Source organism: Corynebacterium sputi DSM 45148, assembly GCF_000427865.1.
GTDB lineage: Bacteria > Actinomycetota > Actinomycetes > Mycobacteriales > Mycobacteriaceae > Corynebacterium > Corynebacterium sputi.
In genome coordinates this window covers 56183-69341 of sequence record NZ_ATYV01000012.1, presented here as the reverse complement: position 1 = coordinate 69341, position 13159 = coordinate 56183, and the positions used below count along the sequence as shown (strand labels likewise).

Below are 13159 nucleotides of genomic sequence, written 5' to 3'. Positions count from 1 at the left end.
GGACTCAGCGAAATCAGTCGCACAGCGACCGCGAGTGTTAGGAGCCTGTGCCCATGTACGCAGAAGAGCGGCGACGTAAAATCGCCTCGCTCACCGCTGTTGAAGGCCGCGTGATGGTCTCAGACCTCGCGGAATCGTTCGACGTCACCGCCGAAACCATCCGTCGGGACCTGAAGGTTTTGTCCGATGAGGGCGCGGTCAACCGAGTGCACGGTGGGGCGGTCGCCGCTAAGGCGTTCCAGACCCTCGAAGCATCCGTCGAGGACCGCGAGAACGCGCAGCGCGACGCCAAAAGGTCGATCGCGAGGACCGCGATGGAACTGATCCCCGAAACCGGGGGTGGCGTCTTCCTCGATGGCGGTACGACCAACGAGGCCTTGGCGAAGTTGATCATCGCCAACCCGGTTCAGCGTCGGATCTCGGTGGTGACAAATTCTCTTCCTGCAGCATTGATCTTGGCAGTGAACCCGTACATCAACCTCCAGCTTTTGGGCGGCTCAGTACGAGCTATTACCCAAGCGGTTGTCGGCGACCAGGCTCTTCGGTCGCTGGCTCTGCTGCGCGCGGACGTCGCATTCATCGGATCCAACGCGATCACGCTTGATTACGGGCTCTCCACTGCAGATCCGCAGGAGGCGGCGGTCAAGCGCGCCATGATCGCCAACGCTCAGAAGGTTGTCGTCCTGTGCGACTCCACGAAACTTGGGCGCGATTACCTGGTGAGCTTCGCGAGGCTTGACGACGTTGACGTGGTAATCACCGACGTCGGCGCTCCCCGCAGCTTCATCGAGGAACTGACAGACAACGGAATTGAAGTGATGGTGGCCCGATGATTCTCACCTTGACCCTGAACCCGTCGATCGATCGCACTGCGTCGATCCCGGAACCGCTCAACCGTGGAGGCGTCTACCGGCTGTCGGATGCCATTGATGTCGCCGGCGGTAAGGGCGTGAACGTCTCCGGTGCAGTCGCCCACGCTGGGGTCCGGACCTTGGCGCTGTTCCCAGTCTCCGGGACTGGCCGTTTCCGCCGTTTGGTCGAGGACTACGGCCTTGACCATGAACCCATCCACATTGACGAAGAAGCCAGGGTCAACCTGACGATCGTCGAGGATGACGGCACTACTACCAAGCTCAACACCCCAGGTGCGGAACTGAGCGAAGACATCATCCGGGCATGCCTGGACCGACTCGCCAACTACGCCCCGGAAGCTACGTGGGTGGTCCTCGCGGGGTCGCTGCCTCGCGGTGTTCCGGATGACATCTACCTTAGGGCGGCCACAACGGTTCGTGAGATCAACCCGGACTGCAAAGTCGCGGTGGATACCTCCGGTGGTCCGCTCGAGGTAATCGGTGCAGCACTTGCGCAGACCCCGGACGGCATCAATCCGTTCCCGGACCTGATGAAGCCCAACGGCCTCGAACTCGGGCAGCTGGCCGGGATCGACGGCCAAGCGCTCGAAGATCTCGCCGAAGAAGGCGACTACGACGGCATTATCGACGCCGCCCGGAAGGTCAACGAAGCCGGTGTGCCGGAACTTCTGATCACCCTCGGTGCTGCAGGGGCGATCCTCTCGCGTGACGACGGACTGGTCCTCCACGCCTCCTCACCGAAGATCGATCCCCTCTCCACCGTCGGCGCCGGAGACTCCGCGTTGGCCGGGTACATCCTCGCTGAGCAGGACGGAGAGGGACCGGAACAGCGGACAGCCCGCGCGGTTGCTTACGGATCCGCGGCTACAGCACTGCCCGGAACGACTGCCCCTAAACCCGAACAGGCGCACCCGGAGCAGTCGGTTGTCACGATCCTTCGCCAACCCGAACAGCGTTAACCTACGCTGGAAGTGCACTTGCTTTCATGACACTCACACCAGCAACAACTCCCCATCAGATTCTCGTTCAATCCCCTAATCAGAGGATCCCATCATGAACACAAACGTCATCACCTCGGAACTCGTCTCACTCGACGTAGCGCCGGGAGACAACCCCGAGGCCGTGATCAGGTATCTGGCCGGTCAAATCACCGAACAGGGCAGGGCTTCCGGTGTCGATGAACTGGCTGCCGACGCACTGGCTCGTGAGGCGAAATCCGGTACCGGTGTACCGGGCGGGGTAGCCATTCCTCACTGTCGCTCGGAGAGCGTCACCGAACCGACCCTGGCGTTCGTTCGTCTGTCGGAGCCGGTGGACTTCTCCGGTCCGGACGGAGCCGCAGATCTCGTGTTCCTCATCGCTGCCCCTGCTGGCGGCGGCAAGGAGCACATGAAGATCCTGTCGAAGCTGGCTCGGTCGCTGGTGAAGAAGGACTTCCGTGCGGCACTTCGTGGCGCGGAGACTCCGCAGGACATCGTCGATGTTGTTGCCGAGCGCCTGGAGTCCAAGCCCGCATCCTCCGCAGGTGTCACTCCGACGCCGAAGGAGACAGAGGCAGCGCCGACGACGCAGTCCGCCGCATCGGTGACCCGAATCGTCGCAATTACCGCGTGTCCGACCGGCATCGCGCACACCTACATGGGTGCGGATTCGCTGACTCAGGCCGCCGATGAGCGGGACGACGTCGAACTCGTCGTTGAACCTCAGGGATCCAGCGCCGGCAAGCCGGTCGATCCCTCGATCATCCAGGCTGCGGACGCAGTGATCTTCGCGACCGATGTTGGTGTGAGGGATCGGGAGCGGTTCGTCGGGAAGCCTGTCATTGAATCGGGCGTGAAGCGCGCGATCAACGAGCCGAACAAGATGATTGACGAGGCAGTTGCCGCGTCGAAGAACCCGAACTCCACGAAGGTCTCCGGTGCAGGTGGCGGCTCCTCGGAGGCGTCGCAGGAGTCCGGTGCTGGTCTTGGCTGGGGCACTCGCATCCGCCAGGCCGTGATGACCGGTGTCAGTTACATGGTGCCGTTCGTTGCCGCCGGTGGTCTGTTGCTTGCCCTCGGATTCCTTTTCGGTGGCTACCAGGTGGCGAACGTCGCGGACGAAGTCGCCGGAGGGTACAGCCTCTGGGATCTGCCTCCCGACGTATACATGGTCGGCGGTGAAGCCATCGACCGCGGTGGCCTACTCCTTTACCTCGGTTCAATATTCTTCGCGACCGGTGGTTTCGGTATGGGAGTGATCGTCGCGATCCTGTCGGCGTACATCGCATTCGGACTGGCCGGTCGCCCCGGTATCGCACCGGGCTTCATCGGTGGCGCTATTGCCGTCGCAGTCGACGCCGGCTTCCTTGGCGGTCTGGTCACCGGTATCCTCGCCGGCCTAGTCGCCTACTGGATTGGCGCCATTGCGGTCCCGAGGTGGCTGGCATCGCTGATGCCAGTCGTCATCATCCCGCTGATCGCATCCGCCACTGTCGGTCTGGTCATGTATCTCTTCCTCGGCCGCCCGCTCGCCTGGCTGATGACCAGCCTGACCGACTGGCTGTCTTCGCTCTCCGGAGCCTCCGCCGCAGTACTCGGACTCATCCTCGGCCTGATGATGTGTTCGGACATGGGTGGCCCGATCAACAAGGCTGCGTACCTGTTCGGTACCGCTGGCCTGGCTGCCGGCACAACCGAGTCGATGGAGATCATGGCCGCCGTCATGGGTGCCGGTATGGTGCCGCCGCTGGCGATGGCCCTGTCCTCCACCGTGCTGCGCCCGAAGCTCTACACCGAGGCTGAGCGCGAGAACGGTAAGGCCGGCTGGCTGCTTGGTGCTTCGTTCATCTCCGAGGGAGCAATCCCATTCGCCGCGGCCGACCCGCTGCGCGTCATCCCCGCGATGATGCTCGGTGGTGCCACCACCGGTGCCATTTCGATGGCACTGTCCGCAGGCTCCCGTGCGCCGCACGGCGGTATCTTCGTCTTCTTCGCGATTGAGAACCTATGGGCCTGGGTCCTGGCGATCGTCATCGGCACCATCGTTGCCGCCGTTGCGGTGACAGTACTGAAGGCTGTCTGGAAGCCGAACGTCGCCAAGGAGACCCTTGACGCAGGCATGGGTGAGAACGCGAAAACCGCCCCGGCGGCAGCGTAATAATCCGCCTATAATCGTCCAGTAGAAACTCCACCGAAAGGAACCACTCATCATGGCTTCGACCACCGTTACCGTCGGCTCCACCGTCGGACTGCACGCCCGTCCCGCTACCGTCATCGCTGATGCCGCCGCCGAGTACGACGATGAGATTCTCCTGGAGCTCGTTGACGCTGAGGACGATGACATCGAGCCTGCTGACGCTGCATCGTCACTGATGATCATGGCGCTAGGTGCTGAGCACGGTGACACCATCACCATCACTTCGGATAACGCCGAGGCTGTCGAGAAGATCGCGGCACTGGTCGCGAAGAACCTCGACGAAGAGTAGTCGCGTACGGCGAAGGGGCCGTCGGGAAGCAAAAGTTAGCTTCCCGACGGCCCCTTCTTTTGTGCCTGGCCTGCTCAATCGACGATGAACTTGGACAGTTCCGCGCCTGTCGAGCGCGGCACCCGGATATCCATCAGAGTTCCGGTCTCGGTGTAGTCCTCGGAGATGACAGTCCCCTCTTCGTGGAGCCGCGAAACAAGATCGCCGCGGTCGAAGGGGATGAGCATCTTCGTGTGCAGATCCAAGGAATTGAGGATCTGCTCGATCCTGGTCTCCAACTCAGATAGTCCTTCGCCGGTGACTGCAGAGGTGAAGACGACGTCATCGAGGGCATGCCGCAACTGCGCCACCGTGGCGGACTCGGCGCGGTCAACCTTGTTGACCACCAGCAGCTCCGGGGGCATCTCTGCACCCTGCTCCTCGACAATCTCCGAAATCACCTTGTTGACTGCCTTGATCTGCTCCAAGGGGAACGGATCGGAGCCATCGACGACGTGGAGGATCAAGTCAGCCTCGACGATTTCCTCCAGGGTCGAGCGGAATGCCTCAACGAGCTGGGTCGGCAGGTGCCGGACGAATCCGACTGTATCGGTGACGATGACGGTGCGGCCGTCACGGAGCTCCGCGCGGCGGGTCGTCGGGTCCAGAGTCGCGAAGAGCGCATCCTCTACCAAGACTCCCGCGCCAGTGAGCGCATTGAGCAGTGAGGATTTGCCCGCGTTGGTGTAACCGGCAATAGCGATCCGAGGGAGCGTGCCAGCCTGACGACGCGAACGCTTGACCTCCCGAGAGGTCTTCATCGACTCCAGTTCCTTGCGGATCCGAGCCATGTCTTGGCGCAGGCGACGACGGTCAGTCTCGATCTTCGTCTCACCAGGTCCACGCAGACCCACACCACCGTTAGAACCAGCACGGCCACCGGCCTGACGGGACATGGAATGGCCCCAACCACGCAGACGCGTGATCAAGTACTGCATCTGCGCCAGCGAAACCTGTGCCTTGCCCTCCTTGGACTGGGCGTGCTGAGCGAAGATGTCCAGAATCAACATCGTGCGGTCGACGACCTTCGCATCGAGCTTGTCCTCCAACTGGACCATCTGGCCCGGGGAGAGCTCACCGTCGGCAATAACGGTGTCGGCGCCGGTCGCCTTGACGATGTCACGCAACTCTTTCACCTTGCCCGAGCCGATGAAGGTTCCCGGATCCGGCTTGTCGCGCCGCTGCACGACGGACTCAAGGACCTCCGAGCCTGCTGTCTCAGCAAGCGCCTGCAGCTCCGCCATGGAGGCTTCTGCCTGCGCAAGGGTTCCCTCGGTCCACACACCGAGGAGAATGACTCGTTCAAGACGGAGCTGGCGGTACTCAACCTCGGTGATGTCCTCAGCATCCATCTGGTGCTGTGCGGCACGGTTCAGCTTTCGCAGTGAACTACGTGCCTCCAGGTCAAGATCACCAACGGTGGGTTCCTTGGGGGCGTCACCAACTGGGTGACTGTCGAGCGGGCCCAAGTCATTGTCAGCAAAAGCCTGGGCCAGCAGATCTTCATTCTTCCTGGATTTTTCGTTCATATATTGCCCATTGTGCCCTGTAACGGCACCGATGGGAACAATTGTGCGTCCTGCGTTCGCGACCGGCGAACAAACCCCGCACCAGCGGGCGTTACAATCTGCACCATGAGATCCGATCTGAAGAGCCTCGGCTTCGGCTTCGAGCGCTGGCAGGAGGCCGTTGAAGCGGCCATCGCGACTGACCGTCTTTCTGTCTTTGGCGAGGTCCGCGGAGGCCAGTTAGTGCGATACGACGATCCTTCTGGCGCCCAGTTGTACGTCCTCGGTGTCGAGCCGTTCAACACCTACGCTGGATTCACCGCCGACCGTCGAGTCACCGCGCACGTCAGCAGTGTCGACGATGTTCTGGCCCTCGTCGACATCACCGACGACGTGCCTGGGTCCCCCACCTACGAAGACACCGTCGTCAGCCTGACCTGCAACCTCGCCCAGGGTCCGATGCTCGTAGAGGCCGGAACCCAGTCTTTCGAACAGGTGGCTCTGACGGGACTTGCTCTCGAATCGCGAGTCGACGGCACCCCAGAGAAGTTCACTGCACGCACCGGCTACGCCCCCGGCACTGTGAAGTTCCCTGGCGCAGAGCCTGTGCTCAACCCCGGTTCCGGCACTCGGTCGGCGGACGCTACCGCGGAGATATCTGCGAAGATTATTTCCACTGACAAGCGCTCCAACGCTCTGACCGGCCAGGAGTTCTGGCATGTGACCATCGGAGGCTTGGTCCCGATGGATCTCAGCCTGCCGATCGATGTTGAGGGTGCCATTCCGGCCCCCGGTGCGATCGTCTCCGGAACCTTCCATGTGGTCGGTGAGATCATCCCGCCCGCCGGCTGTGGTGGAGATTCCGGCGGCTGCGGTTCAGGAAACTGCGGCTGCGGCGGACACTAAAGTTCGACGGTTCCCTCGGCGAGGATGACCGAGGGACCAGTTAGTGTTGCCCCTCCATCGGAGCGGACCTCTACCACTACCCGTCCACCGGGGATCTGGACCGTCAGTTCCCCAGAATCTCGTCCCGCATTGGCTAGAGCGGCCTTCGCTGCAGCCACGGTTCCGGTACCGCAGGAGCGGGTCTCCCCTGCTCCACGCTCGATAACTCGCATGTGAATGACCGAGCCTGAAACTGGGGTGACAATCTCCAGGTTAACTCCGTCCGGGAACATCTCCTGCGATGGGGAGACCTCCCCTAGCAATTCCATGGATGCCAATGACTCGGCAGTCAATGCAGGGTCCACACAGGCCAAGTGCGGATTTCCCACATCCACGCCAAGGCCGGTGAAGATTTGGCCGCCAACGGTACAAGTGGATTCGCCAAGTACCGTAGCGATACCCATATCCACCGTGACGTCCGCGTTGCGGGCATCTGCGGAGTGAACCTCCACCTCACGCAATCCCGCCCGCGTGCCGACTCGCAGCCCTGAGCGCTGCGCACCCTCGTATGCGACGAGATAGTGGGCAAAGACCCGCACGCCGTTACCGCACATCTCAGCGATGGAACCGTCCGCATTGCGGTAGTCCATAAACCAGTCCGACTCCTCGACCTGAGGCGGCAGTGCCTCAAGGGCGCCGGTACGCAGTAGTGCGCCTGCAGTCGCTACATGGAGGATCCCATCCGCACCAATGCCCGCGCGGCGGTCACACAGCCTGGCGACATACGAGGCGGGAAGGTCAATCGCCGCGTCAGTGTCCGGGATGATAATGAAGTCGTTTTCGGTGCCGTGGCCCTTGAGGAAGGAGATCATGAGCCGATTCTAAGTGCTTGGTCAACAAGCTCTTCACCGGCGGCGTCGAGCCAGTGGATCCTGGGGTCCCGTCGGAACCACGACCGCTGTCGTCTGACATACCGCCGCGTCCCAAGGATCGTGCTTTCACATGCCTCCTCCTCGGTGATGATCCCGTCGATCAGGTCGGTAACCTGCGCGTATCCGATGGCTCTAGCTGCGGTCACCCCGTTACGAAGTCCCTGCTCCAGTAGGCCCTCAACTTCAGAGATGAATCCCTCCTCGAACATCTGATGGGTCCGGCGTTCGATCCGTTCGTTCAGCCACTCAGCCTCTGTAGCCAGCCCGATGATCGTGGTTCCCCAGCGCGGCGGTGCCCCAGGAATGGGTTTAGAAGCACCGAAAGGACGGCCGGTCAGCTCGATCACTTCCATGGCCCGCACGATGCGCCTGGGGTCCTTGCGTTCGATGATCGCCGCGGCATCCGGGTCGACCTTTGCGAGTCGGTCGTGAAGGCCCTTCACTCCGATCTCCTGCTGGACCGCCTCCCATTTCGAGCGGACCTCCGGATCAGTCGGCGGGAACTGCCAGTCGTCGACGAGAGCCTGGACGTACATCATGGAGCCGCCGACCAAGATCGGGGTCCGGCCACGAGCCATGATCGCCTCGACGTCAGCGATCGCCTCCTGTTGGTACGTCGCAACCGACGCCGGTTCGGTCACATTGAGGACGTCGAGCTGGTGGTGTGCAATCCCCCGGCGCTCCCCCACTGGGAGCTTCGCGGTGCCGATATCCATCCCCCGGTACAGCTGCATGGAATCGACATTGACGATCTCCCCGCCCAGCCGTTCGGCAAGGTCAAGGCCAAGGGCGGACTTGCCGGAAGCGGTCGGTCCGATTACTGCAATGGGGTTCACCAGGACCACCTCGCGACGTGGTAGCCAACGCCGTATGGCGCCGCATCGTAGGCCCTAGTGTGCAGGACGTCGGCGCCAAGATCCTGGGAGCGGTCAGCCAACTGCAGCCACAAGTCCGCCGAGTACAGTCCGCAGGCCTCGGTATCACCGGCGCGGATCACTGCGGCGGCTTCCCGGACGGCGGTGCCGCCGGCGATGGCGCGGCAGGCATCGTCAAGCGTCACTGCCTCGGGCATGAGTGTCAGAGGCGCTGCAGCAGACAGCGCCGCAGGTCCGTCGGTAACAACGATGACAGGACCAGTCTGCGGGATCCGGTCGGTTGCGAGAATCTGGTGCCCGGAGACTCCGAATTCACTCAAGGCCCACCGAGCGACCAATTCTGGCAGATAATGCCCGACCCCGACGGAGACGTCTGCGCCCCATGCTCGAAACGACCCTTCAATCGCGGTGTCCTGGCCCAGCTGCTCCAGCCGAACAATCTTCGGTGGCACCGTGGCGCGGTCCAGCACCACGGATAACTCCGAGAGCACCACTGCGCGAAGCTCTTCCGCATCGGGGTCACCGACGGACAACTCCGGCACCAGCACCGGCGTTCCGGGAATGATCAACAGGTCCTCTTTCACAGGTCTGAGGGTACCGTCGGATCACAGATCTCCTACGTCGGCCCGTATGTGCTGGACTTGTGCCCTGCGTCTCATGCGATAATCAACTCCGGAAAACGTGTCCGGCAGCCGTGTCGCGCGGCGCACCCATCACTAAGAAGGACAGACCCATGACCGAGACCACCCCGAAACCCTCCGCAAAGCCGGGTCCCCGTCCCGGACCGTCGAAGGCTGCGGCTGTGGCGACACTTGCCGCTGCCCCCACATCCGACCCGAAGAAGTGGGGCCGTGTCACCGATGAGGGCACCGTGTACCTCACCACCGCGGATGGCGAGCGCGAGATTGGGTCATGGCAGGCCGGCGACATCGATGAGGCGTACGCGCACTTCGGCGCTCGGTTCGATGACTTGGCCACCCAGGTCGCACTACTTGAGGCCCGCCTGAAGGCATCTCCCGAAGAGCACAAGTCCATCTCGGGAAATGCACAGACGCTTCTCGACGGCCTGCCCAACGCCAAGGTTCTCGGCGACGTGGACGCACTGCACAAGCGGTTGACCTCGCTGCTTGCCGATTCGGTGACGGCAGCGGACAACGCTGAAGCGAATCGCCAGTCCCGCCGGGAGCGTGCCATCGCCCGCAAGGAGGAGCTGATCGCAGAGGTCGAAGGAATCGCTGAGACCTCCACTGACTGGAAGGCTTCCGGCGACCGGATCCGCCAGATCCTCGAGGAGTGGCGTGGCATCCGCGGTATCGATCGTGGAACCGATGACGCGCTGTGGAAGCGCTACTCCCGCGCCCGGGACTCATTCAATCGCCGGCGTGGATCCCACTTCGCGGAGCTCGACAAGAATCGCGCAACTGCGAAGCGCACCAAGGAAGCGCTCGTCGAGGAAGCCGTCGCGCTGCAGAACTCCACTAACTGGGGAGACACCGCTTCTGCATACCGCGACCTGATGAACCAGTGGAAGGCCGCAGGCCGTGCCCCGCGTGAAGCCGACGACAAGCTGTGGGAGCAGTTCCGTGCCGCCCAGGACCACTTCTTCGCGGCCCGCAATGAAGTCAACGCTGAGCGCGACCGTGAATTCGCTGCTAACGCCGAGGCCAAGGAAGCTTTGCTGGCCGAGTACGACCAGCTAATCGACCCGTCCGGCAATCTCGACAAGGCCCGCGCTAACCTGCGGAGCCTCCAGGAGAAGTGGGAAGCCATCGGCTTTGTCCCCCGGGACCGAGTCCGTGAGTTTGAGAACCGCATCGCTGAACTCGAAGGCCGTGTCTCCGACGCTGCCGACTCCCAGTGGCGCCGCACTGACCCGGAGGCTGAGGCACGAGTGGCTCAGTTCGTCGAGCGCGCCGAGGATTTCGAGGCCAAGGCAGAGTCCTTCGCCGCCAAGGGCAACACGAAGAAGGCAGACGAGGCACGGGCAACTGCCGAGCAGTGGCGCCAGTGGGCCGACACCGCGCGTGGCACGTTGGATTCGATGTAGACGAGGACGTCGTAAAGCAAAAAATGCCCCGGCCTAATGGCCGGGGCATCTCCATGCAGCAGATCAGTTCTCAGTGTCTGGCTTGGATTCAATATTCTTTTGAATCCGTTCACGAGACGCCTGCTGGCGCTCACGGGCCTTGGCACGACGGTCATCGACTACGTCGAGCTCAGTCTCCGTACGCGGGGTCAGCCCAGAACGGAGGAATACCTGCTGCTCTCGGAGCACCGGATCAGAGTGAACCTCCTCGCGCCGGGCTGCCTGAAGCACGGTGAGCATGTTCGAGCGAGTGAACACCAGAGCAGACAGCGCAATCGCCAGCATGAAACTCAATGCAATGGCTGCCATCAGGCCGTAGGAAATACCGGCACCTGCGTCAGTGGGAATGTGCTCAGCGCTGTACTGGGCCTGACGCGACTGGCGCATCCAACCGGCAAACACTGAGTACGCGGCGGAGACACCGGAGAAACCCCAAGCCGCAAACGCAACCCCAGACGAGCGCGAAAGCAACGTAGCGAACACAAGCAGGATCGTCACCAGCATCAGGATCGAAAAGACCCGCTCCGGCAAGGTCACGCGATTCGCCTCGGCGATGTCAGTGTCCAGCAGGATGTCGAAGCCCAGCACCGAACCGGAGAACGGCAAGAAATACGTGATGATCAGGCCGACTGCCAGTGCCAGACACACCCATAGCACGGGGGTCACCTGCACCTCGCGGCCGAACTTCCGTTCTGCCCCGGTCAGGTCATCGCGATACTCCTTGAGCCTGGAGTCATCGAGAATCGACTTCGCCTTGGTCGGCTCTATCTGATCAGCCACAGCCACATCCCTCGTCGTTCACGGTGACGGGCGTCGGACGCCCGATCTTCGGCAAGCCTAACCCGACGCCAATCGGCGCCGTAGTCGGGGTCTGGCCCACTTCCCACATGTCACCGGCGCGGGTGCGTCGGTGATCCCAGACAGGTGACTCAGCGACGAGGTAATGAGCCGCAGAGTCAGTCACGGTCGTCCGGAGATAGTCGCCGGGGCGGATCTTCGTGCCATCGACGGTGCTATCTGGGTGAGACAGCGCAAAGTGAACAAGTCGACCATCGCGGGCGCGGCCGGTCATGCGTCCACTCTCGGCATTGCGACGGCTCTCATTATCGATCACGAGCAGTTCTACCTCTGCCCCGATGAGCTTGGTGTTCTCCTCGGCGCTGACGCGCTCTTGAAGCTCCTGCAACCTGCGGTACCGGTCGCCGACAACCTCTGGGTCGACCTGATCGGCGTACTCCGCTGCCGGAGTACCCGGGCGCGGCGAGTACTGGAAGGTGTACGCAGAGGTGAAGCGAGCCTTTTCCACGACGTCGAGCGTCGCCTGGAAATCCTCTTCGGTCTCTCCAGGAAAACCAACGATAATGTCAGTGGTGATCGATGCCTGCGGCATCCGTTCTCGGACCTTATCGAGGATTCCGAGGAACTTCTTGGAACGGTAGGACCGCTTCATTTCCTTCAAAACCTTGTCCGAACCGGACTGCAGCGGCATATGGAGCTGCGGGCAAACATTCGAAGTCTCTGCCATTGCATCGATAACGTCATCGGTGAACTCTGCCGGGTGTGGTGAGGTGAATCGGACCCTTTCCAGGCCCTCAATGTCACCGGTGGCACGCAACAACTTGGAGAAAGCCGACCGATCCCGTTCCAGTTCCGGGTCGTCGAAATTCACGCCGTAGGCATTGACGTTTTGGCCCAGAAGGGTCACCTCGGAAACACCCTGTTCCACAAGTGCCTGGACTTCAGCAAGAATGTCGCCGGGGCGGCGGTCTAGCTCCTTGCCTCGTAGTGCCGGCACGATGCAGAAAGTACACGTGTTGTTACAGCCGACGGACACTGAGACCCAGCCCGCATACGCAGATTCACGCTTCGCCGGCAGTACCGACGGGAAATCTTCCAGCGCATCCTTGATCTCAACCTGGGCATCTCCATTGTGAGCGGAGCGCTCCAATAGCGCCGGCAGAGAACCAAGATTGTGGGTGCCGAACACGACGTCCACCCACGGAGCCTTCTTCACCACCGTCGCGCGGTCCTTCTGCGCCATGCAGCCACCGACGGCAATTTGCATAGTCGGGTCAGCATCCTTGAGGGGCTTGAGCTGACCGAGGGTTCCGTACAACTTGTTGTCCGCATTCTCGCGGACAGCGCACGTGTTGAACACGATGACGTCTGGTCGTTCCTCGGGAGCAGCGGCACGGTAGCCGTTCTCCTCAAGGAGGCCGGACAGGCGCTCGGAGTCATGGACGTTCATCTGACAGCCAAAAGTGCGGACCTCGTAGGTACGACCAGGCGTGTGTGAACCGGGGATGGTGCTGGGGCTGGGGATGGTCACATCCCCAGACGTTAGTCGCCCACCTGGCATGTACGGGAATCGGCCGCGGGAAGAGGCAAGACTTTCTCAACTGTGACATACACAACACCTGAAGGTGACGCTGAGTCAGCATTTAACACTCCTGTGACCAAGCTTAACGTTCTGACTATTAACTTAAAGGTTCCTGT

Annotated in this window: 12 protein-coding genes; 6 read left to right on the top strand and 6 right to left on the bottom strand. The window is 62.0% G+C overall.

What is annotated here, in order from left to right; translation table 11 throughout:
• The first annotated feature begins 53 nt into the window (after positions 1-53).
• The 4 genes from YWU_RS0107835 to YWU_RS0107820 all read left to right on the top strand — a co-directional run bounded on the left by YWU_RS0107835 (position 54) and on the right by YWU_RS0107820 (position 4338).
• On the top strand, positions 54-833 hold the full coding sequence (locus YWU_RS0107835) for a DeoR/GlpR family DNA-binding transcription regulator (RefSeq protein ID WP_027020046.1): 780 nt from the start codon (positions 54-56) through the stop codon (positions 831-833).
• A complete protein-coding gene (locus YWU_RS0107830; RefSeq protein ID WP_027020045.1) occupies positions 830-1831 on the top strand; it encodes a 1-phosphofructokinase family hexose kinase in 1002 nt (333 codons plus the stop codon). The genes YWU_RS0107835 and YWU_RS0107830 overlap by 4 nt, the downstream gene beginning before the upstream one ends.
• Before the next feature lie 94 nt (positions 1832-1925).
• Positions 1926-4010 (top strand): PTS fructose transporter subunit IIABC, encoded by a 2085-nt coding sequence (locus YWU_RS0107825; protein WP_027020044.1) that lies wholly within the window; start codon positions 1926-1928, stop codon positions 4008-4010.
• Positions 4011-4062: 52 nt separating this feature from the next.
• The gene (locus YWU_RS0107820; RefSeq protein ID WP_027020043.1) at positions 4063-4338 is read left to right on the top strand and encodes an HPr family phosphocarrier protein; all 276 of its coding nucleotides are present in this window, start codon (positions 4063-4065) and stop codon (positions 4336-4338) included.
• Positions 4339-4412: 74 nt separating this feature from the next.
• On the opposite strand, the gene hflX is transcribed toward YWU_RS0107820, so the two are convergent.
• Positions 4413-5906, bottom strand: coding sequence for a GTPase HflX (gene hflX, locus YWU_RS0107815; RefSeq protein ID WP_027020042.1), 1494 nt, complete (start codon positions 5904-5906; stop codon positions 4413-4415).
• Between the two features lie 105 nt (positions 5907-6011).
• On the opposite strand from hflX, the gene YWU_RS0107810 reads away from it, so the two are divergent.
• Entirely contained in the window at positions 6012-6791 is a 780-nt protein-coding gene (locus YWU_RS0107810; protein WP_027020041.1) for a hypothetical protein, read from the top strand.
• Here YWU_RS0107810 and dapF read toward each other — a convergent pair.
• From dapF to YWU_RS0107795, 3 genes are read right to left on the bottom strand one after another with little or no spacing between them, the layout of a single operon-like run.
• The gene (gene dapF, locus YWU_RS0107805) at positions 6788-7639 is read right to left on the bottom strand and encodes a diaminopimelate epimerase (RefSeq protein ID WP_027020040.1); all 852 of its coding nucleotides are present in this window, start codon (positions 7637-7639) and stop codon (positions 6788-6790) included. The two genes, YWU_RS0107810 and dapF, sit on opposite strands and share 4 nt — an antisense overlap.
• Positions 7639-8541 carry a tRNA (adenosine(37)-N6)-dimethylallyltransferase MiaA gene (miaA, locus tag YWU_RS0107800; protein ID WP_027020039.1) on the bottom strand — a complete coding sequence of 301 codons (903 nt, stop codon included), beginning with the start codon at positions 8539-8541 and terminating at the stop codon, positions 7639-7641. Before miaA ends, dapF begins: the two co-directional genes overlap by 1 nt.
• Entirely contained in the window at positions 8535-9161 is a 627-nt protein-coding gene (locus YWU_RS0107795; protein WP_027020038.1) for a hypothetical protein, read from the bottom strand. The genes miaA and YWU_RS0107795 overlap by 7 nt, the downstream gene beginning before the upstream one ends.
• A 149-nt stretch (positions 9162-9310) precedes the next feature.
• Between YWU_RS0107795 and YWU_RS0107790 the strand changes: the two genes are divergently transcribed.
• On the top strand, positions 9311-10624 hold the full coding sequence (locus tag YWU_RS0107790; protein WP_027020037.1) for a DUF349 domain-containing protein: 1314 nt from the start codon (positions 9311-9313) through the stop codon (positions 10622-10624).
• A 63-nt stretch (positions 10625-10687) separates the two neighbouring features.
• Here YWU_RS0107790 and YWU_RS15825 read toward each other — a convergent pair whose 3' ends face one another.
• Together YWU_RS15825 and miaB are read right to left on the bottom strand one after the other, a co-directional pair.
• Positions 10688-11443, bottom strand: coding sequence for an Rv2732c family membrane protein (locus YWU_RS15825; RefSeq protein WP_051260169.1), 756 nt, complete (start codon positions 11441-11443; stop codon positions 10688-10690).
• The gene (gene miaB / locus YWU_RS0107780) at positions 11436-13022 is read right to left on the bottom strand and encodes a tRNA (N6-isopentenyl adenosine(37)-C2)-methylthiotransferase MiaB (RefSeq protein ID WP_051260168.1); all 1587 of its coding nucleotides are present in this window, start codon (positions 13020-13022) and stop codon (positions 11436-11438) included. Before miaB ends, YWU_RS15825 begins: the two co-directional genes overlap by 8 nt.
• Positions 13023-13159 lie beyond the last annotated feature (137 nt).